The sequence below is a fragment of the Serratia sp. HMSC15F11 genome (assembly GCF_001808215.1).
Lineage (GTDB): Bacteria > Pseudomonadota > Gammaproteobacteria > Enterobacterales > Enterobacteriaceae > Serratia > Serratia nevei.
Genome location: NZ_KV792462.1, coordinates 121,185 through 141,562 on the forward strand (window position 1 = coordinate 121,185; position 20,378 = coordinate 141,562).

A 20,378-nucleotide genomic window follows, 5' to 3' on the forward strand; every position below is an offset into this window, starting at 1 on the left:
ACCTCGCCGTGGGCGAAGTTGATCATGCCGATAATGCCGTAAACCATGGTGTAGCCGATGGCGATCAGGCCATACACCGCGCCAAGGGTCAGGCCGTTGATCAGCTGTTGCAGAAAGAAGACATCCATAATGAGCAGTCTCGCCTGGTAAGGCCGCCAACGTAGTCCGACGCGGCCCAAAGGTCATCGCGGAACGGGCTCGCCAGGGCGGCGAGCCCGTCGGTCATGGGGTTACAACCTCAATGTTCGGCCGTTTACAGCTGGTGATATTTACCCTTGTCATCCCATTGGTAGACCACGTAGTCCGAGACCTTCAGGTCGCCCTTCTGGTCCCAGGCTTTTTTGCCCATCACGGTATCGACGTCGTGCGACTTCAGCCATTCGGCGGCCTTGGCGCTGTCTTTGCCGCCGGTGGCGTTGAAGGCGGCGGCGATCGCCTGGATAGAGGCGTAGGAGTAGAGGGTGTACCCTTCCGGCTCAAAGCCGCTGGCGCGGAACTTGGCGATCACCGCCTTGCCTTCCGCGATCAGGCGCGGATCGTTGCCGAAGGTCATCAGCACGCCGTTGGTGTACTGCGGCCCGCCGGCGGCGGTCACCAGCTCTTCGGTCACCACGCAGTCGCCGGAGAAGAACTTGGCGGTCACGCCCTGCTCGCGCATCTGGCGCACCAGCGGCCCGGCTTCGGGATGGCAGCCGCCGAAGTAGACCACGTCCGGCTTGACCGAGGCGATCTTGGTCACCAGCGCGTTGAAGTCTTTCTCGCCGCGCGACAGCCCCTCATACAGCACTTCTTTGACTCCGCGCTTGTTCATCGCCGCCTTCGCCGCGTCCGCCAGCCCCTGACCGTAGGTGTCTTTATCGTGGATCACCGCGATGCGTTTGGCCTTCAGAGTATCCAGCATGTAGTTGGTGGCGATCGCGCCCTGCTGATCGTCGCGCCCGCACATGCGGAACATGGTCTTCATGCCGCGCTCGGTGATTTGCGGGTTGGTGGAGCCGGGGGTGATGGCGATGATGCCGGCCTCGTCATACACCTCGGAAGCGGGCAGGGTGGATGAGGAACAGAAGTGGCCGACCACCGCCGAGACCTTGTCCTGATCCACCAGCCGGTTGGCGACCGCGACCGCCTGTTTCGGTTCGCAGGCGTCATCCCCCTGCACCAGCTTGATTTTTTCCCCTTTGATGCCGCCGGCGGCGTTGATGTCCGCCGCCGCCTGCGAAGCCCCGCGCCAATACTGATCGCCATAGGTGGCGTTCGGCCCGGAGAACGGCCCGGCGACGCCGATGACGATATCGGCCTGCGCGGAAAACGCCGTACCTAAACAACCGATGAGCAAAGCAGCGAGCGGACTTTTTATCAATTTCGATGACATTGTTATCTTCCTCAGCACTGTTTTAATACCCTAGATAATTGGCGTTGCATCCAGGCGGCAAGAGCATGAGCCCCGAGAGCTGACTCAAGGTCAGTGACCGGGGTAAATGCTCGCAGCCAACACCGAGGCAGCGTCAAGTATGACGGGTATAGCGGAACGCCCGGGGGCGCGGAACTTTCACTTTATGTGTAGACGGGGAAAATAATTTTCTTGAGAGCGCAGTCGCATTCCCCAAAAATGGGTAAGCAAAAATCCAGCCATTGTGACGACGAATACATATTGTTTGCTTATTCATCCTACATATCAGTTGCGGCGCGGCGTGTGGCAGGGATAACAGGGGGCAAGGCCGTACGGCTAGCGTGAGAGGGTGAGTGGCCCTGCACCATCGCCGTGCAAGGGCTTGTGCAAGCGATGCGACAACGAGACAGGCGGGAAAAATCAGCGCCTGCCGGCGAAAGATGCCGAAAAACAGCGCAAGGTGCTCATTCCCTCAGCAAACGCGCTTTTTTTGCAGTTTAGCGCTTTGACAAACCCCAGGCGCCCCGCTATTATTCGCCCCGTTCACACGATTCCTCTGTAGTTCAGTCGGTAGAACGGCGGACTGTTAATCCGTATGTCACTGGTTCGAGTCCAGTCAGAGGAGCCATATTTAGAGAAGCCCGCTCAGGGAAACCCGAGCGGGCTTTTTGCTTTGCATAGTACGATGTCACTCATCCCATCGTTATTTATCTATTAATTTCCGTCCTTACTTTATTTCATTAGCGAAGCGCTCTTCATCAACACCGCGCCATATTGGACAGAAATCCTTATTCAAGCTAGATGTATATTATACCGTCACGAACTGGTCGGCGACGCTCTGAACACCCAGGATCTCAGCTAAATATTAAATAGAAAAATCAGTTATCTAAATAACTACGTGCTGAAATACACTGGGCTACTCTTCGCCTCCCCCCCTCTCGCTTCGGTCATCAATGCTGTCGACAACCCACTGTCGGAGGGCGATCATGAAAGGCTATGCGGAACTTGAGATCGTGTTTCAACGGAATTCACTCGATGAATTTCAAGCCAGCTTTCGACAGCGCTTTGACGAAAGTGAAAATATTACTCCTTTCATCCCGCTGGCATTAAACATCCACGATCCGACATTTTATTCCGGCAACCCGCAAAGAATGGGCCAGTTATTATCGGAATCACTGTTTATGCCGCCTGCGCTGCGTGATGCATTTACATCCGCACGGGCATTTTCCGATCATCAGCAAAGCACGCTAAAAATACGCCTACTTATCGATTCAAATGCATCCATATTGCACAGCCTCCCTTGGGAAACGCTGGTTGATCCCACCGATACAGCCACACATCTATTGCGCAGCAATCAGTGCGTTTTTTCGCGCTATCTGGCGGCCCGAACTTACCGCCTCCCGATGTTGCGCCCTAAACAAGGCATTAAGGCACTATTAGCCATCGCTAATCCTCAGGGCCTATCGGAAACCTTCACGCCCATCAACGTTCCTCAAGAGCAGGAGCTCGCTGAAAATGCGCTGCGTCATGTTCCGTTGACCACGCTCACGCGGCGCGGAAGCGCGACGCTCCAGGCGATTATCGAAGGCATAAAAGAGGGAGCCGACATTATCTATCTCATGTGCCACGGCATTGTCGGGCAGCAAGGCGCCGTGTTGTGGTTGGAAGATGAGGCCGGGAATGCCGCCAGCGTCACCGGCGAAGATTTCGCCGCGCGTTTGGGCGCGCTGGAAAGAATTCCCAGCTTGGTCGTCCTATGCTCCTGCCAAAGCGCCGGTGCCGGCAATCCCGCACGCGACGCGCTGGTCGCCCTGGGCCCCATGTTAGCCAAAGAGGGCGTGCCGGCGGTATTGGCGATGCAGGGCAAGCTTTCGATGTCTGCGGCAACGCAATTTATCCCGGAGTTTTTCAGACAGCTGGCGGAGCATGGCGAAGTCGATCGCGCTACCGCCAGTGCTCGGGCAAAAATCATGGACTCGCCGGACTGGTGGATCCCCGTCGTTTTTACCCGGTTGAATAATGCGCGTATTTGGTATCCCCCCGGATTCAGTATCGCCGACGGTGAAGATGATCCCTGGGCTCTAATCGTCGACAATATTACCAGCCAAGACAGCACTCCTATCCTCGGTCCGAGCATGAACGAAGCGCTGTTCGGCTCGCGGCGTGAACTGGCGCGTGAATGGGGGGAAATCTACCACTACCCGTTAGGCGGACACGACATAGAGGGGCTGCCGCAGATTGCACAATACCTTGCCGTGACGCGGCAAGGTGCCTATCTCAGGAAAGAACTTTACAGGTATGTCTATGGACGAATACTTGAGAAATATCCTGACGATGTGCCCGACCGGCTAAAGGGGTTAAAAAAAGCAAAGATATACACTTCACTGGGGGAGTTGGTTTCAGTAGTGGGGCAAAAAATCCGCGCCCGTAACCCTCTCGACCCGTTGCGAATATTGGCCGGCTATAAACTCCCACTTTACATCACCACCGATCCCAGCGATCTACTGGTCGATGCCCTCAAAGAACAAGGCGCGACTCCGACTGTACGCCTCATGAAGTGGAATGAGCCCGCTGAAATTTGCGATGCCAATTATGTCACCCGAGCCCCTGCCGGCCCGGCGGACGAAGGCACCGAGACCCATCCGATTGTGCTCAAGCTCTTCGGGGATTTATCCAAACCAGAATCGCTGGTGTTAACCGAAGATCATTTTTTTGACTACCTGACCAAAGTCTCTTCCGCCAAAGACGCCATTCCCCCTTACGTGCGCGCCAGGCTGAACAGCAGCGCGCTGCTGTTTGTCGGCCTGCAGGCTGAATCCTGGGAGTTTCGGGTACTGTTTCGCAGCCTTTTACTGTTGGAAGGCAATGACCTACAGAAAGACTACGAACATTTTTCCGTGCAGATTGATCCAAACAGTATTCTTGATCCCGGCAGCGCACGCCGCTATATCGAAAAATATCTGCAAAGGAAGGCCAAATGGCGTCTGTACTGGGGGGACGTTGCCACCTTTATGGCGGAATTAAATGCCCGTACGCAGGAGGACTCATGAAGGCTCCTTACGTAGGCCCCAGCCCTTTTAGCGCCGAACAAACGCTCTTCGGCCGCGACGCGGACATTAAGCAACTGCAATGGCGCTTAATCTCGGACCGGATAATCGTGCTGTACTCCCCTTCCGGAGCGGGTAAAACCTCGCTTTTGATGGCCAAGAACGGCCTTTTATCCACGCTGACAACACGGTTCCATGTTTTACCCGTGCAGCGCATCGCGCAGGCCGATGATACCGATCCGGTCGCCTCCCTCTTGCAGCGCCTGGAACAAGGTCGTTTTGGCTCGATTCGCCCCAATGATACGCTTCTTACCTACTTCAACCGTATCACTCTGCCTAAATCTGATCCGCCGAAGCGTCTTCTTTTAGTGCTCGATCAATTTGAGGAGGTGCTAACCTGCAATGTCACTCCTGAGCGGCAAAAAGTCTTTTTCCAGCAGTTGAAAGAACTGCTGTCAAACGACGAAAGAACCATCTGGCTTCTCATCAGCATGCGAGAAGAATACTTCTCCTGGCTTGATGATTTCCGAGATGATATTCCCACCCGCCTTAACAACACCTACCGTTTAAACCTGTTGTCGGTCGAGCAAGCCGTCGCCGCCATCAAGGGGCCGGCAGAAGCCATGGGCGTCGCTTTTCCAGTGCAAGACGGAACAGATGCGGCGCAGGTGCTGGTCAGCGAATTGATTAAAGCGCCGGAAGGCGCACGCCCGAGTAAAACCGTGGAACCGGTACAGCTGCAGGTTGTCTGCACGGATCTGTGGAACACCTTAAGCCAAACCGAGCGGCAGGTCTGTGAGGTTCGCGTCGCCGACGTGACGGGATATAACCCGGACAATGCCTTACTGGATTATTGCACCAAGACGCTCAATCTGGCGGCGCAAGGTCCCCATAGATTCAGAACGTTGGGAGATTGGATAGACCGGTATCTGCTGACGTTAAGTGGGCGCCGCTCCGCCGTGATCTTCAGCCCGCAAAGCACGGACGGGCCATCACTTCAGGAAATTCAAAAGCTCGAGGAGCACCATCTCATCCGTCGTCAAAGCCGTGAAGACGACATGTGGTATGAATTGGCGCACGATCGTTTAGCCGGCCCCGTACGCCGCAGCATAGAAGAGTGGCGCAACAATAATCTGAAAGAATGGCAAAAACAGGCGCGGATATGGCATATGGACGGCGAAAAACCAGATTACTTTCGCGCCCTGCCATACCGTACCCAACGAAAAATGAGGCTGGCGGAAGGCGATGCTCCTGATTCAAAAGTCGAGGCGCGATTCCTCGCGGCGTATGCGTCGTATCGCCGCAGGAAACGGCAGCTTTTTTGCGCTTCGGGTTTAGTCATCGCCGTTTTGGCGATAATTATTGGTTTCTTTGTTGACAAAAGCGCCGATGAACAACAGAAAACCAAGCTCGCGTTGAATTATCTCGCCATTCAAACCGGTATTCTTTCCATTCTCAACGATCACCCCATTCCAAGTTTGGAAGCCCTAGCCACCGCGGCCGGCGCGCAGTTACGGTTACCAGCCAACGCAGGCAATCTGCCAACGTTCAAGTTTCAAACGTTGCTCGGCGACTATCTCGGCCGCTATAGGCAACTTGAACACATTGCAACGCTCGGCGATGGCCAAACCACCGTAGTGCGAATCCGCAATAACGAATGCGTTAGCGCCAAGATCGGCAGTGGCCGTTACTCGATAAAGAGCTGTGGAGAAAATAGCGAATTAATCCCCCTCAGAGAGATACAGCAAGCGCATCCCAAAGGCATTGCGGCATTAGCATTCGTTACGCCCCACCTCTTGGCGATCGGTGATATCAACGGAACGATCCGCATCTGGGATCTAACAACAAAAAAAACCGTGGGAGCTCCGCTGAATCAGCCCGTGAGTGACAAGGGTAAACCTGTAAGCAGCAAGGTACGCACCCTCACCGCCACCGACAACTGGCTTTTTGCCGGATATCAAGACGGTACGCTGGCCACCTGGAAAATATCCGAGGCCAAGTTTGAATTATTGTCACAACCCACCAAGAAGAAAACCAACGCCGTAATGGCGATCGCCGCCACAACCCCCAAGAACGCACCCGATAAGGTCACCATCGCCACCAGCATGACAGTCAAATGGCAGACGTTTAACCAAGATAAATCACAACAGTCCGTCCAGTTGGCGACCATCGCACGAGATGCCGAGTACAGCAAAACCTTTTACAGCATTGATATCAGCCCCGATGGGCGACTCATCGCCGCCGGCAGCAGGAATGGCTACATTTATATCTGGGACACTTCACGCCTTTCTCCGACCAAGAATAACGTCGAAAAGGATGTTTCGCCGCGAGCCGACGGCCCCTTGCCAAAATCGTCGTTCTCTTACTCGCCAACGATTATCAACGCGCATCAGCAAACCGTCGCACAACTCAAATATCTGCAAAATGGAGACCTCTTGTCGTTAAGCTGGGATGGAAGCCTCAAATTGTGGCCATTTTCGAACAATAATGCCGCCGCTCCCGCCAACCGCACCCTTTTGCAATTTCCGCGGCAGTTGGTGAGCGTCGCGACCGAGCCTGATGAGCAGAACGCCTATGTCACCAGTGAAGCCGGCGACATACTCAGAGTCAATTTGCGCGTTGACAGGCATCCGTTCGGGCAATTTTTGCTTAGCTCCCGCGAGCCTGCACTGTTTGTCGACGGTACAGAAAATCGTCAAATATTCACCGTGCAGGCTACGGGGCTGACGCAATATCGGTTGGACACCAATACCGGCCAACCAACGCGCCTTCGGCAGTTGCCAGTATCGGACGTCGTCGCTCTCGCCTGGTCAACCTCCACCGCGACGCTCTTTGCCGCACAACAACAAGGCGTTACGGTGTTTCGTAATGTGCTGATTTCACCTTCCCAAGGCGAGCCGCTGGCGTGCCTGCTGCAACCGCCAGGCCGCCGCATCGCCGCCATTCGCGTCAATGATGCCGGCACCCTGCTGGCGGTCACCCTCGTCGGCAAGAACGGGCGAGAGCTCGCCAATAAACTGTATCGCCTCACCGCATCAGCCGCCTCTGGATTCACGTGCCAAGAAATTAAAACCCCGAGCGGCATCTATTTTCCCTTGCCTTGGTTCAGACCCGACAGTGAAGAGATCATCACCGTAAGTGAGAAGAACGAAATCGTCTCATGGGTATTCAACCCGAAGTCGCGTGATACACCTGAACTCGTCCCCAGTCGTACCATTCTGGCTCAAAACGCGCTTTCCGATACTCTCGGACCGATCGAAACCCTGGCGTTCGACGCTTCAGGCAGCACCCTGCTGCTGAGCGACTTTTCAGGCAAGATGTATTTGGCAAAATTTGATGGAAAGCGCTGGTCGTTCACACAGAAGAAAAACGATTCGTTTTTTATCCCCCATCTCTTGGCTGCCAGTGGTAACGACATCGTCGCCATGGCGGACAACAAGGGGCAGTTGTCCTTGCTCTTCGCAGGTTCAGCCATGCGCATCGTTCAAGATTTCCACACGACGCCAATCACAGCCCTCGCCCTTTCTCAGGATGGAGAATGGCTGGTTTCTTCATCAAGCGCCGGGACAGCCATTTGGGATCTGCGCATGGAAAGTTGGGTAAAACAGGCCTGCAAATTGGCCAATCGCCAGAACTTCGATCGTGAAGAAATCAACAATTACTTCCACTACGCGTCCATTAACGCACCCTGCCCCGACAATCCACCGAAATGACTTTTTAGGAGGTTGTATGCCATACCGCACGATCCCGACAACGGATACACGCTATTTCATGATTGTCACCGATAAAAACGGCGCGGAACAAGATAACGATCCCGATGCACCTAACGGCAAACTGAGCGAGTTGATGCTGTCATCCCTGGTGGAGAACGGCATTACCGACGTGTTCATTCGCTGCCACGGCTGGCATCAGGATAAGGCCAAAGCCTTCGCTCAATTTGACAGTTGGATCGGCGCTTTTGCCTCGCTGGATGAAGATCGCCGGCATATGCAGCAACAAATCCCCTCGTTTCAAGAAATGCACATTGGCTTTCATTGGCCCAGTCTGGCATGGGGGGATGAAAAAGAGGCCTCAGACACCAGTTTCTCCCCTGCAAACACTCAGACATTGAGAGAAAGGATCGACTTCCATATCGAGGAGCTCGGCGGCACACCGGAAGTTCGGGCGGCATTGTATAAAATCTTTGATGAAGTACGCACAGACTCCGCGTCAATGACGTTATCCGACACCTTGCGTGCGGCCTATTTAGAGCTCAATGCCGCACTGGATTTGGGTGCCAACGGCGCACCGGGTGAAGGCTCCGCCGATCGTCTGCCTTTCGATCCCGATCAAACCGTGGCTGAAGCCGTCAATAATGTGGCCTTCGGTAATGATGTCGGCGACAACCCGTTACTGGCGCCTCTGCGGCAATTAACCTTTTGGACGATGAAGAAAAGAGCCAAAGACGTCGGTGAAAGAGGGCTGCATCCTCTGCTGCGCGCTATGCAGCAAGCCTCACCCGCCGTACGCATCCACCTGATGGGACACAGTTTCGGTTGCATTGTCGCCAGCGCGGCCATTGCGGGCCCCTCAGGCGCTGCGCCGTTGCCATTCCCGATAAACTCTTGCGTATTGGTCCAAGGCGCCATGTCTATCTGGTCCTTTACCTCATCACTCCCTACATCACATGAAACGGCCGGATTCTTCAATAACATTCTGGTGGATAAGAAAATCAGCGGTCCTTTCGTGGCTACGCGCTCGGACAGCGACATGGCCGTCGGCAAACTTTATCCCTGGGCTGCAGGGGTGGCAGGCCAGGTCGCCTATATGTTTCCCCCGCGCTATGCCGCAATTGGCGCGTTGGGCATTTGTGGCATACCCACCGTTCACAATATTACCCTATTGTCAGGTGCCGGCGCCTATGCCTTCGTTCCAGCTCACATTTATAACGTGAACAGCAGCAATTTTATTTGCCATGGCGACGGCATCTCCGGCTCGCACAGCGATATTGCCGGCCCCGAAGTGGCTCATCTGCTCTGGCAAGCGGCGCTCAAAACGGCGGACGCATCATGATTGACGAAGAACGGATGCCGCTACTGGCTTTCGGCATTCACGCTGATACGGGGTTGCCATTGGAAACCGGGGGCATGGGCCAGCACGAGCAGCATCAGTCTGCAGCTGAATCACTGCTCGGACAAACCGTCGGCGCGGCATTTCCCGACAGAGCGCATTTGGGGTTGCAATTCGGTTTCGATGCCGACCAACTGTCCGAAAGTGGCTGGGGGCTCATCTTCGCCGCGAATAGGGACTCTGCACCTCATTTGGCCGCGCTGGCCCCCCTGATTGAATTACGACGGCGGCAGGCCGGCGGCACACTCCGCATCTTCGCCGGTCCGGACGGTTACCGACAGGGTGAAAGCGCCAGCGGCTGGCTTAATCGTCATGGTTCCTCATTAGACATGATTAACCCCGATCTCGGCATGCCTTATTATCTTGTCCTGATCGGTTCGCCAGAGGCCATTCCGTTTGAATTTCAATATGCGCTGGATCTCGTCGCCGGGGTTGGGCGATTGGATTTCCCCACGCTTGAAGAATTTACCGCCTATGCAGACAGCGTCGTGGCCCATGAAACAGATGCCACTCGCAAAACAGCTCGGCGTATTGAACTGTTCGCGACCCGCCATGATTTCGATCGCGCCACCCAGTTGTTCATCAAGCATGTCGCCACCCCCTTTGGCACTGGCACAGGTTCACTCGGGCCGTTGGGTGAAAAGTATCGCTTTGCGTTAAACAGTTCATTAAGCGAGCAAGCAACCAAAGCCTGCCTGAGCCACCTGCTCAGCGCCCCACATAACCCGCCTTCGCTGCTGATCACGGGCACGCACGGCATGGCCTTTCAGGCCGGCGACCCTCGACTGGCGGAACATCAAGGAGCGTTGGTGTGTCAGGATTGGCCTGCTTATGGCGATATCACCCATGAACACTGGTTTGCCGCGCAAGATATTCCAGAGCATGCCAACGTTCATGGCATGATCCATTTGTTTTTTGCCTGCTATGGCGCCGGTACACCGGCGTTCGATAACTTTCACTCTGACGCGGATCGCGTTCGCATTGCGCCGCATGCGATGACGGCCCGCCTGCCGCAAAAACTCATGACGCTTCCCCAGGGAGGCGTTCTGGCTTCTCTGGGGCATATTGATCGGGTGTGGGCATCCAGCTTCCTTTCTGAAATCGGTATGGCGCAGCCCCAACGATTTCGAGACGTCATCCATCGCTTGCTTTCCGGCCAACGCGTCGGTATGGCCACCGACGCTTTCAACGGGCAGTGGGGGGTGCTAAGCACCAGGCTGTTGGAAAAACTGAATAACAAACTGAATGGACAGGCCGTCCCCGCCGCTGAATTGCTGGCATTGCAAATCGCGCGCGATGATATTCGTAATTACGTCGTATTGGGCGATCCCGCGGTTAGGTTGAAGCCAGAGCAGGATCATGTGAGCGGGTAAGTATCGCCATACCCCGCAGCCCCTTTATGAACCCTGTCACAAAATGCGCATGCCGTTTTCGGCGTTCTACGCCGCGGGCGGTGAGCAATAAATTTGTTAACGCCACGTTACACCGGGTTAGGCAACATTGTTAACGCCGATTGATGCGTCAAACGCATCGCGCCATGCGTTTATTGCGCTTATTTAGTTTATTTTCCTGAGCGAGTCTTCAGCGACAGGCGCGGCGTCAGGCGCCCATAACAAACTGGAGATAAAGATGCATTCCTCTACCTCACCCATGACCACCCGGGCCAGAACCGGCGCGATCCTGCGCGTCACTTCCGGCAACTTTTTAGAGCAGTTCGATTTTTTCCTGTTCGGCTTTTACGCCACCTACATTGCACACACCTTTTTCCCGGCCAGCAGCGAGTTCGCCTCGCTGATGATGACCTTCGCGGTATTCGGCGCAGGTTTTCTGATGCGCCCGATCGGCGCCATCGTGCTGGGCGCTTACATCGATAAAGTCGGCCGCCGCAAAGGGCTGATCGTGACCCTGTCGATCATGGCTGCGGGCACCTTCCTGATCGTGCTGATCCCCTCTTACCAAAGCATCGGGCTTTGGGCGCCGCTGCTGGTGCTGTGCGGGCGCCTGTTGCAAGGCTTCTCGGCGGGCGCGGAGCTGGGCGGCGTGTCCGTTTATCTGGCCGAGATCGCCACGCCAGGCCGTAAAGGCTTCTACACCAGCTGGCAGTCCGGCAGCCAGCAGGTGGCTATCATGGTGGCGGCGGCCATGGGCTTCGCGCTCAATGCGGCGCTGGAAGAAAGCGCCATTCGCGAGTGGGGCTGGCGCATTCCGTTCCTGTTCGGCTGCCTGATCGTTCCCTTCATCTTCATCCTGCGCCGCAAGCTGGAAGAGACGCAGGAATTTACCGCCCGCCGTCACCACCTGGCGATGCGCGACGTGTTTAAAACCCTGCTGAAAAACTGGCCGGTGGTGATCGCCGGTATGCTGATGGTCGCCATGACCACCACCGCGTTTTACCTGATCACCGTCTATGCGCCGACCTTCGGCAAAAAGGTGCTGCTACTCAGCGCTTCCGACAGCTTGCTGGTCACCCTTCTGGTGGCGATCTCCAACTTCATCTGGCTGCCCATCGGCGGCGCGCTGTCGGACCGTTTCGGCCGCAAACCGGTGCTGGTCGCCATGACGTTGCTGACGTTGGCCACCGCCTACCCGGCGCTGAGCCTGCTCGCCGCCGCCCCCAGCTTCAGCATGATGCTGGCCGTGCTGCTGTGGCTGTCCTTCATTTACGGCCTGTACAACGGCGCGATGATCCCGGCCTTGACGGAGATCATGCCAACTGAAGTACGGGTGGCCGGATTCTCGCTGGCCTACAGCCTGGCGACGGCGGTGTTCGGCGGCTTTACGCCGGTGGTCTCCACCGCGTTGATCGAATACACCGGCGACAAGGCTTCACCGGGCTACTGGATGAGCTTCGCCGCGCTGTGCGCCCTGCTGGCGACGCTGTATCTGTATCGCCGCATCGCCATGCCGCTGCAAACCGCGCGCTAAGCCTCCATCGCAAAAGGAATAATGCCATGCAAAAACTCACTCGTTCGATCCTCGCCGCGCTGGTGTGCGCCTCCTGCAGTACGGCGGCGCTGGCCAAAGACGTGACCGTCATGATCTCCGGCGGCTTCAAAGCCGCGCTGGAGAAGCTGGCCCCGGAGTATGAAGCCCAAAGCGGCGACAAAATCATTCTGGTGTCCGGCCCTTCGATGGGCAAAACGCCACAGGCGACCCCCGCGCGGCTGGCGCGCGGAGAGCAAGCCGATGTGCTGATCATGGTGGGCGACGCGCTCACCCAACTGGAAAAAGAGCGCTGGACCCAGCCGGGTTCGCGCGTGGAGCTGGCCGATTCGCCGATCGGCATGGTGGTCAAACAGGGCGCGCCCAAGCCGGTGATAAAAACGGATGCCGACCTGCGCAATGTCTTGCTGCAGGCTGACTCTTTCGCCTATTCCGACAGCGCCAGCGGCCGCTACGTCAGCGGCCAACTGTTCAAAAAGCTGGGCATCGAGGAACAGGTGAAAGGAAAAGCGCACGTGGTTGAGCGCATTCCGGTGGCTTCTGAAGTGGCGCAAGGTAAATATGCGCTGGGCTTCCAGCAGGTCAGCGAATTGCTGCCCGTGGCGGGCGTGACCTTTATCGGCGAGCTGCCGGAAAACGTGCAGTACATCACCCGCTTCGCCGGCGCGGTAACCTCCAAAGCGGAGCACCGCCGCGAAGGCAAAGCGCTGCTGGACTTCCTCGCCTCCTCTCAGGCACAGCTGACCATTCGCGCAACCGGCATGCGAACCGTGCCGGCGCAGCAGCCGGTCAGGCAGAGTGATACTGTTCAGTAATCAGCTTTTCCAGCTCGGCGGCGACGAAAGACTGCATGCGGCCGCCGCGTCTGATGAGGCCTACGGTGCGTTTCACCACCGGATCGACCAGCGGCACCGACGTCAACACCGAATGTTCTGAAGCGGGCATCGACATGGCGGGCACGGCGGCAATGCCGATGCCCGCCTCAACCATGCCCAGCATGGTCGTCACATGGCGAGTTTCGCACACGCTGGGGCGCTCCGGCATGAGGTGTTCCAGGCGCTGATCGAGCAGATTGCGATTGCCGGAGGTTTTATCCAGCGACACGTAGTCCTGCTGATAAAATTCCCGCCAGGTGAGGCTCTTTTTAGCGGCGAGCGGATGGTCGCGTCGGCAAGCGGCCACGTAAACGTCCCCCACCAACGGCACAAATTCAAGATGAGGTTGCAGCCGCCCGGCAAAGCAGATGCCGAAATCGGCCTGGCCGCCGGTGACCGCCTCAATGACATTGCCTGCGCTGCCGTCGATCAGCTTAACGCGCACGCGCGGATAGCGAAGCCGGAAGCGGTGTATCACGTCGGGCATGAAATAGTAGGCCGCCGACGGCACCGTGGCGACGGTGACCAGCCCGGTACGCTCCTGGCTGACCTTATCGATATCGGCCAACACCGCTTCGACATTCATCAGCAGCTGATCCGAACGCTCGGCAAAAGCCTGCCCGTACAACGTCAAGGTCACGCGCCGAGTGGTGCGATCGAACAGTTTGCTGCCCAGCGCGTTTTCCAGCTTTTCAATCCTGCGGCTCAGCGCAGACTGCGACAGGCAGATAGACTCCGCGGCCAGCCGAAAATTGCCGTACTCCACCAGCGCGCGGAAGGCATAAAGATCGTTGAGATCAAAATTCACGGGCATAGCGGCAACCTATCCTTACCATGGCGCCAAAGGCGCAAAGCAACGATAATAGCCGCTTATTTAGCCGCAGCAACCGGTTTAATGCCGAAGCGCGCCTCGCCGTTATCCTCCCAACAGCACCGTCCCCCAAATAATGATGGTCATTATCACCGCCACCAGCTGCGCTGCGCCGCCCAAATCTTTGGCGCGTTTGGATAACGGATGCAATTCCAGCGAAATGCGATCGACCACGGTTTCAATCGCCGTATTCAGCAGCTCCACCACCAATAGCAAGAAACTGCAGGCGATTAATAACAACCGCTCCATTTTTGTAATATCCAAACCAAATGTAACAATCAGTAAAATGACGTTAATAACTAATGTTCGTGGAATGAAGATGGTTGAATAACAAACTTATTCAAAACCTATTCATAGTAAAATATCAATTACCTCGCCAAGAGTCTTTTATCTCTTTTGGTGATTTTTAATCTATGGCTAGTTTGTCTATGTCTGAAACAAGTTCCGTTCATTCTCTTCCCATGCGCTATGCGGACTTCCCCACTTTAGTGGACGCGTTGGATTACGCGGCGCTGGGCAATACGGGAATGAATTTTTACGATCGGCGCAATCAACTCGTGACCGTTCTCGAATATCGCACGCTGCAGCAAAAAGCGATCTCGGGCGCGCGGCGTTTATTGTCCCTGAAGTTCAAGAAGGCTGCTGACCTACATCGCTTACCAGATCGTCCTCAACCTGGGATTGCTGTTCGCCCTCAACGCGCCCTTCACCGCCCTCGCCCCGCCGCTTTTGATCCTGGCGCTGGCATTGGCGCTGGTTTATCGGTTTGATCGGCGGGGTTAAAAACCCGCAGCAGCCTTTGGAAAACAAGAACTTTCCGGTTAATCTTTGGCCGGCTTTACAAATTGGCTTGAGCCGTTATCATCCCTTATCTGGTGTCCTATGCGCCGTTAGCTACCGCTGACTGCCGTTCGATAACATGCCCCCTCAGGGCCCATCGAGTGCAAGGAGTGCGAGCGCCCGCCTGAACAGGCCGAGACGCAGCAAGCAAAGGAAGAGACACACTATGTTTTCCCGTTTGAAACTGCTGTATATCGCCGATGATATTATTTCACCTGATGAATTCCCCCGTATAGTCAGCCCTTCCCGCGCCTGTCACGGCCTTTCATACATGCCGGATAAAGACATTCTGTCGCTTTTTTCTGGTTTTCGCGGTGGTGAGCGGATCCGCCGTGAAGTTGGCGTTACGCAAAACGGAATAAGCTCTAACTTGCGCGCAAGAGTGCAGAGCGACCTGATGAGCGGCGTTGTCGTAGCGGTCGAAACCCGGCCCGGCGTGTTGGCGACGATGGGGCCATTTTACGCCGACATCGACGGCTACCTGATACCGCAGGGGAGACAAGAGCCAAACTACCCGGTGGACAGGATAGTGAGGCGGTACGAAGAGGCCGTGAAGTCTTATGGTGGCCGCCGGGCGCGCCCGTCCGTCTTCCCCGCACAAGTCACGCGGGCCAAACCGGCCCTTGGCCCGGATATCCCGGCGCAAGGTGGAAGAGCCTCACAGTCGGCCGTGTCTGGCCCCTTGACCAAAGCGCAACGCTGGCAGGAGCGAAAATACCTCATTGGCCGCGGGCAACGGAGTATCTACCCGGACGCCCGAATCGCCTCAGAGCGCCTGGCGGCAAACAATGTCGCCGTCGAGAAGGCAAAGCTGGCGGAGAATATCTACAAGACAACGAATCCGCTAAAGGAGACTCCCGGCGTTCCTGAGGGTTGGAAAGATATCAGTAACGATGAGTTGGCGCTAAACAAACTGGGTCTTAAAAGCTCAATGCTTTATGATAACAATTTATCTCCAGATTTTCTGGCCCGAGTATATCAACCTGATAGAGGTATTTTTGGTAAAGAGATGAACCCAACGGTCGTGTTCAGAGGGTCACGAGCGCCAGAATTCCCGCAGGGAATCGGCAGTGCCGCAAAAAAAGCACTTAAAGGTGATTTATCGGGCATTAAAAATGTAAATGACTGGATAAATAACGGTGCTCAAGGGATTGGTAAAAGTTCTGAGTATTATAAAAAGGCTGTTGAGATTGGTGACGGCATATCAAAAACCCCCAGTATTGATATCTCTGGTCATTCATTAGGTGGTGGAATGGCCTCCGCAGCATCAATGACCAGTGGAAAACCCGCATGGACGTTTAATGCAGCCGGACTCCATCATGGAACTGTAGGAAGATATGGATCTGAGATGATTGGTTCAGCCAAGAACATACAGGCCTATCGAGTGGAAGGTGAGCTATTAACCACGTTACAGGAGGTTAATAACGAAAGTGATTATGAGCTTATAAAAAATGCCCTGCCCGATTCTTTGCAAAAACCCTGGGGCGTAGCATTGCCTTTCACCTTGAAAGAGTGGTCATCACTGGCGCTGCCTGATGCCGCTGGCATACCGCACACGCTTGCCGGTGGGGCAGGAACCCTGCTCGATAAACACGGTATAGACCAGACAATAACGTTGATTGAAGACCAGAAAGACGAGGATGTCGCCACTATTAGGGGGAGAATATGAGCAAGTTGATAATGGCAGTCGCGTTACTCTTTACTGTTCTCATGATGCAAGGATGCAAAAAAAACATGGAATATGAACCACAGGATTTTTTTGAAGGCCGTCAACTGGAAGTCGCAAAGCTGATTTATGATGGCGACGAAGTGAAACTGAATGAGAAGCTTCCTTCAATAAGCAAGGAAGAACTGAATCGACCAGTGAAAGCAGACATGACCCTGCTGTTTTGGTCGGTGCTAAACGCAATCTATGATAAAAATACGCCTAAAAGACTGAGCATTATTACTGACTTGGTTAAAGCGGGTGCAGACCCATTGCAACCCAGACCGGAAGGGGGAAGCAGTCCAGCTGAGTTTGTCCTGCAGGGCGATAAAGGCGTCTGGATAAAAGCAATGTTGGATGGTGGGTTACCACCGAATTCTAGAGATAAAGTTCATAACGAGCCAATTATATTCGAAGCGTTAGACGCGAAAAACACTGAGACTTTAAAGGTGATGTTGGATTATGGTGCGGATATAAACACAAGGGATTCATTGGGAAACACCTTGTTAATAAGCTCACTGGATTCTCGTTCGTTTGATCATACTATACTTCTGTTGGAGAGAGGCGCGGATAGTAAAATCAAAGGGAAGTTTGGTTGGACTATGGGTAATCAGCTCCAACGCTTTATAGATAGAGACGTAGGAGATGCCGAAGACAAAGAGAAAATTAATAAGATAAAAGAGTTGTTAATTAAAAAGGGTGGTGACTGGCCTCCACTACCTGTAGAGAATTGACTCTATTCTATCGCCACTATCAGGGAGAGAATATGAGAAAGTTGATAATGGCAATGGCGTTACTATTTACTGTTCTCATGATGCAAGGATGCAACAAAAACATGGAATATGAGCCACAGGATTTTTTTGAAGGCCGGCAACTGGATATCGCACAGCTGATTTATGATGGCGATGAAGTGAAACTAAAAGAAAAGCTTCCTTCTATAAGCAAGGAAGAAATGAATCGACCGGTTAAGGCGGACATGCCCCTGCTGTTTTGGTCGGTGCTAAACGCAATCTACGATAAAAATACGCCGGAAAGGCTGAAAATAATAACCGACCTGGTTAAAGACGGTGCAGATCCGCTGCAACCCAGACCGGAGGGCGGGAGCAGCCCAGCGGAATTCGTCATGAAAGCCGACAAGGGGATTTGGGTCAAAGCCATGCTCGACGGCGGTTTACCGCCAAACGCAAAAGATAAGGTATTCAATGAACCCATTGTATTCCAAACAATCAAAGCCAAAAACACTGAAACGTTAAAGGTGATGCTGGATTACGGAGCGGATATAAATATCAGAGACTCCTTGCAACAAACCTTATTAATGGATGCTTTTTTTAGCTCAGCCTTTGAACACATGACCCTGCTGCTCAATCGGGGTGCGAATCCTAACCCAGTAAATATAAACAATCTTTCGCTGTTAACAGCAGTGAATCGGCAAATAAAAGACAGCCAAGATGGCTCAGAATACAATGAACAGTGTAAGAAAATACTCGAGCTCATGCTTTTGAAAGGGGCAAAGGAAGCGCAGTAATTTCATCAACGCTGATCTGACAGCTTCCGGTTATTTATACTGAGGCTGTCAGATGGCGTCTGGCTAAATTTTCTCAGCCCAGATGCATGTTTCACCAAGTAACGTTTTCATTGGCACCCGCTCACAACACAGAGCACTTTCCCGCGATCGACAAAGTACCTAACTATGTATTCCACATCTTTGAGCAGGTGTTGAATGGCTGCTCACCCCGCCGCTACTGATCCTGGCGCTGGTGTAAAGGCGATCTTGGCAAGGTTTGCGAGAAAAGAAAAGTACCAAGCGCCCCGCAGGTTGAACCCTATCGGCCAGGGTTGAGGGAGTGCCTGCGCCGCCACTCATCGGCGACATCACCTAACGTCTTTGGCATGTCGTTGCGTATCCATGCCATAAATTCACGATCGAAGCGAAAATCTTCTCCGCACGCCTCAACCATGAAACGCCGAACGTTTTGCGTATTTTTGTAGCTTTTATCCACGATCGTGGCGCGTGTTAGCAATGCGCTATGCCAATCGATTTTCAATTTACCCACTCCTATGAAGAGCCGTTCGATAAAGAGCTTCAACCTGGCCTGACAAGTCGCACTTTTGTCACGCCCGTTTCGGCGCAAAGTGGATGTGGGGAAAAGCATAGCCCAGATCGCCATTTCCGCGCTGTTATATGCACGAGCGCATTTATGCCATCGCCGTCGAACAGGGGCGCAATGGCAACCGCCCCTGATCGCTCCGTGGGATTAACGCAATTCCTTCGCTATCGCGCTAAACATCAGCGATGCCTCCAGCGGTTGCGCGCTGAAAGAAGGCTCCGCCTGCGGCCAGGTAGACCACTGGACGATCACCAGATTCTCCGCCTGATTGACCATGATCATCTGGCCGAAGATCCCCAGCGCCCACAGGGAATGTTTGAGGGAGGTCTGCGGAGCAGGCTCAACGTTGGTCGCATTCACCGGCACTTCGTTGTTCCACCATTGGAATCCGTAAATGCCGTCAGGATGCGCCGCCGATACCGAGCCCGCCGCCCGCGTCCAGTTGGCCGACTGGGCTCCCCAATCAGCCGGCAAGATCTGTTTGCCGTTCGGCAACCTCCCGTTATGCAGAATAAATTCGCCGAAGCGCCCCCAGTCTTCCAGCGTGGCGTTAAAGCCGTGCGCGCCCACGTCGTGCTGGCCTTTGGCGTAGGCATGCCACACGCCGTCGCTCGCCATGCCGTACGGCTGCCAGATGCTTTGTTCCAGATAGGTCGCCAGCGGCATGCCGGTGGCGCGCTCCAGCACATCGCCCAGCAGCCACGCGCCGCCGGAGGAGTAAGACCAGTTCTGCCCAGCCGGATGCGCACGCTGCAGGCCGGCCACCAGCTTGCGCACGCAGGCATAGGTGCCGGGTTTGGCTTCACACTCGGTCAGCTGCGCGAAGTCCGATTTCGGGTTGGTGTAATCCTCATTCCACGCCACGCCGGAGGTGTGGGTGATCAGCTGCCTGAGGGTCACGCCGTCCCACGCGGTGCCTTTCAGATCGGGTTCGTATTGCGTGATGAGATCGTCGAGCGAGCGGATTTTGCCCTGTTTAATCGCCACGCCCACCAGCGTGGCCACCACGGATTTACCCACCGAGCGCGACGTCCACAGCGTGGCGTCGGTATTGCCCTGCCCCAGATATTTCCAGGCGATTTTGCCGTCTTTCAATACCAGCATGCCGCTGACGTTCTGGCGCTGAAGATAATCCTGCAGGCTGTAGGTTTTGCCATTCACCCGATAGCTGGCGTCGGTTAGCTGTTTAGCGGCAGCCGGCAGCGGCGTGGCATTGCCGTGGGGAAACACATCCCCGGCATAGTTGCGGTAGTCGTTACGAAAACCGACCACCCGGTCGCTCTGACTCCAGGTGAGCATCTTGTGCGTGTCCGGCAATTGCGCATCGAAAGGCGCCGGACAGGCGCTGAGTTCGGTGCCCGCACAGGCGGCCAGCGCGGCGGGCGCCAGCAGGCCGCTGCAGAAACTGATGACAACGCCCGCCAGCAGGCTGCGGTTAAACACTTTGCTTTTCATATTTTTTCTCGCTTAGCTCAGGAAGGCGTTCAGCT

General features: G+C 54.9%; 14 protein-coding genes, 1 tRNA gene and 2 pseudogenes. 11 read left to right on the plus strand and 6 right to left on the minus strand.

Annotation, left to right across the window (positions count from 1 at the left end; all coding sequences use genetic code 11):
- Window positions 1–128: pseudogene (locus tag HMPREF3138_RS27150) on the minus strand (branched-chain amino acid ABC transporter permease LivH); the annotation flags it as partial.
- Window positions 129–253: 125 nt separating this feature from the next.
- Window positions 254–1,372: a branched-chain amino acid ABC transporter substrate-binding protein gene (locus HMPREF3138_RS13025; protein WP_038877920.1), complete on the minus strand. Its 1,119-nt coding sequence runs from the start codon at window positions 1,370–1,372 to the stop codon at window positions 254–256.
- Between the two features lie 570 nt (window positions 1,373–1,942).
- Between HMPREF3138_RS13025 and HMPREF3138_RS13030 the strand changes: the two genes are divergently transcribed.
- The 7 genes from HMPREF3138_RS13030 (at window position 1,943) to HMPREF3138_RS13060 (ending at window position 13,304) form a co-directional block, all read left to right on the plus strand.
- Window positions 1,943–2,018, plus strand: a tRNA-Asn gene (locus HMPREF3138_RS13030).
- 358 nt (window positions 2,019–2,376) lie between these two features.
- Complete coding sequence (locus HMPREF3138_RS13035) at window positions 2,377–4,440, plus strand: CHAT domain-containing protein (RefSeq protein ID WP_139145152.1); 2,064 nt, start codon at window positions 2,377–2,379, stop codon at window positions 4,438–4,440.
- The gene (locus HMPREF3138_RS13040) at window positions 4,437–8,150 is read left to right on the plus strand and encodes an NACHT and WD repeat domain-containing protein (RefSeq protein ID WP_038877917.1); all 3,714 of its coding nucleotides are present in this window, start codon (window positions 4,437–4,439) and stop codon (window positions 8,148–8,150) included. The genes HMPREF3138_RS13035 and HMPREF3138_RS13040 overlap by 4 nt, the downstream gene beginning before the upstream one ends.
- 16 nt (window positions 8,151–8,166) lie before the next feature.
- Window positions 8,167–9,489, plus strand: a complete 1,323-nt coding sequence (locus HMPREF3138_RS13045; protein ID WP_038877915.1) for a hypothetical protein — start codon at window positions 8,167–8,169, stop codon at window positions 9,487–9,489.
- Window positions 9,486–10,919, plus strand: a complete 1,434-nt coding sequence (locus tag HMPREF3138_RS13050) for a C25 family cysteine peptidase (RefSeq protein ID WP_038877913.1) — start codon at window positions 9,486–9,488, stop codon at window positions 10,917–10,919. The genes HMPREF3138_RS13045 and HMPREF3138_RS13050 overlap by 4 nt, the downstream gene beginning before the upstream one ends.
- Window positions 10,920–11,175: 256 nt before the next feature.
- Window positions 11,176–12,471: an MFS transporter gene (locus tag HMPREF3138_RS13055; RefSeq protein WP_038877911.1), complete on the plus strand. Its 1,296-nt coding sequence runs from the start codon at window positions 11,176–11,178 to the stop codon at window positions 12,469–12,471.
- Window positions 12,472–12,497: 26 nt separating this feature from the next.
- The gene (locus HMPREF3138_RS13060; RefSeq protein WP_070559102.1) at window positions 12,498–13,304 is read left to right on the plus strand and encodes a substrate-binding domain-containing protein; all 807 of its coding nucleotides are present in this window, start codon (window positions 12,498–12,500) and stop codon (window positions 13,302–13,304) included.
- On the opposite strand, the gene HMPREF3138_RS13065 is transcribed toward HMPREF3138_RS13060, so the two are convergent.
- Complete coding sequence (locus HMPREF3138_RS13065; RefSeq protein ID WP_038884704.1) at window positions 13,279–14,178, minus strand: L-proline-binding transcription factor PsrA; 900 nt, start codon at window positions 14,176–14,178, stop codon at window positions 13,279–13,281. The genes HMPREF3138_RS13060 and HMPREF3138_RS13065 overlap by 26 nt on opposite strands.
- Before the next feature lie 102 nt (window positions 14,179–14,280).
- Window positions 14,281–14,556 carry a diacylglycerol kinase gene (locus HMPREF3138_RS13070; protein WP_308319297.1) on the minus strand — a complete coding sequence of 92 codons (276 nt, stop codon included), beginning with the start codon at window positions 14,554–14,556 and terminating at the stop codon, window positions 14,281–14,283.
- Between the two features lie 107 nt (window positions 14,557–14,663).
- On the opposite strand from HMPREF3138_RS13070, the pseudogene HMPREF3138_RS25555 reads away from it, so the two are divergent.
- The 4 genes and pseudogenes from HMPREF3138_RS25555 to HMPREF3138_RS13090 all read left to right on the plus strand — a co-directional run.
- Window positions 14,664–14,873 (plus strand): annotated as a pseudogene (locus HMPREF3138_RS25555) (fatty acyl-AMP ligase); the annotation flags it as partial.
- Window positions 14,874–15,241: 368 nt separating this feature from the next.
- Window positions 15,242–16,744, plus strand: a complete 1,503-nt coding sequence (locus HMPREF3138_RS13080) for a Tle-like phospholipase domain-containing protein (protein WP_038877901.1) — start codon at window positions 15,242–15,244, stop codon at window positions 16,742–16,744.
- Window positions 16,741–17,514, plus strand: a complete 774-nt coding sequence (locus tag HMPREF3138_RS13085) for an ankyrin repeat domain-containing protein (protein WP_038877899.1) — start codon at window positions 16,741–16,743, stop codon at window positions 17,512–17,514. The genes HMPREF3138_RS13080 and HMPREF3138_RS13085 overlap by 4 nt, the downstream gene beginning before the upstream one ends.
- A 32-nt stretch (window positions 17,515–17,546) precedes the next feature.
- A complete protein-coding gene (locus tag HMPREF3138_RS13090) occupies window positions 17,547–18,305 on the plus strand; it encodes an ankyrin repeat domain-containing protein (protein ID WP_038877897.1) in 759 nt (252 codons plus the stop codon).
- A 298-nt stretch (window positions 18,306–18,603) separates the two neighbouring features.
- On the opposite strand, the gene HMPREF3138_RS13095 is transcribed toward HMPREF3138_RS13090, so the two are convergent.
- Together HMPREF3138_RS13095 and HMPREF3138_RS13100 are read right to left on the minus strand one after the other, a co-directional pair.
- On the minus strand, window positions 18,604–18,825 hold the full coding sequence (locus tag HMPREF3138_RS13095) for a DUF6434 domain-containing protein (protein ID WP_047730881.1): 222 nt from the start codon (window positions 18,823–18,825) through the stop codon (window positions 18,604–18,606).
- A 210-nt stretch (window positions 18,826–19,035) separates the two neighbouring features.
- Entirely contained in the window at window positions 19,036–20,343 is a 1,308-nt protein-coding gene (locus tag HMPREF3138_RS13100; protein ID WP_070559104.1) for a serine hydrolase domain-containing protein, read from the minus strand.
- Between the last annotated feature and the right edge of the window lie 35 nt (window positions 20,344–20,378).

What these genes read in the sequence shown, in the direction of transcription:
- HMPREF3138_RS13025 (WP_038877920.1), bottom strand. Translation starts at nt 1,372, where the DNA reads ATGTCATCGAAATTGATAAAAAGTCCGCTCGCTGCTTTGCTCATCGGT.
- HMPREF3138_RS13035 (WP_139145152.1), top strand. Translation starts at nt 2,377, where the DNA reads ATGAAAGGCTATGCGGAACTTGAGATCGTGTTTCAACGGAATTCACTC.
- HMPREF3138_RS13040 (WP_038877917.1), top strand. Translation starts at nt 4,437, where the DNA reads ATGAAGGCTCCTTACGTAGGCCCCAGCCCTTTTAGCGCCGAACAAACG.
- HMPREF3138_RS13045 (WP_038877915.1), top strand. Translation starts at nt 8,167, where the DNA reads ATGCCATACCGCACGATCCCGACAACGGATACACGCTATTTCATGATT.
- HMPREF3138_RS13050 (WP_038877913.1), top strand. Translation starts at nt 9,486, where the DNA reads ATGATTGACGAAGAACGGATGCCGCTACTGGCTTTCGGCATTCACGCT.
- HMPREF3138_RS13055 (WP_038877911.1), top strand. Translation starts at nt 11,176, where the DNA reads ATGCATTCCTCTACCTCACCCATGACCACCCGGGCCAGAACCGGCGCG.
- HMPREF3138_RS13060 (WP_070559102.1), top strand. Translation starts at nt 12,498, where the DNA reads ATGCAAAAACTCACTCGTTCGATCCTCGCCGCGCTGGTGTGCGCCTCC.
- HMPREF3138_RS13065 (WP_038884704.1), bottom strand. Translation starts at nt 14,178, where the DNA reads ATGCCCGTGAATTTTGATCTCAACGATCTTTATGCCTTCCGCGCGCTG.
- HMPREF3138_RS13080 (WP_038877901.1), top strand. Translation starts at nt 15,242, where the DNA reads ATGTTTTCCCGTTTGAAACTGCTGTATATCGCCGATGATATTATTTCA.
- HMPREF3138_RS13085 (WP_038877899.1), top strand. Translation starts at nt 16,741, where the DNA reads ATGAGCAAGTTGATAATGGCAGTCGCGTTACTCTTTACTGTTCTCATG.
- HMPREF3138_RS13090 (WP_038877897.1), top strand. Translation starts at nt 17,547, where the DNA reads ATGAGAAAGTTGATAATGGCAATGGCGTTACTATTTACTGTTCTCATG.
- HMPREF3138_RS13100 (WP_070559104.1), bottom strand. Translation starts at nt 20,343, where the DNA reads ATGAAAAGCAAAGTGTTTAACCGCAGCCTGCTGGCGGGCGTTGTCATC.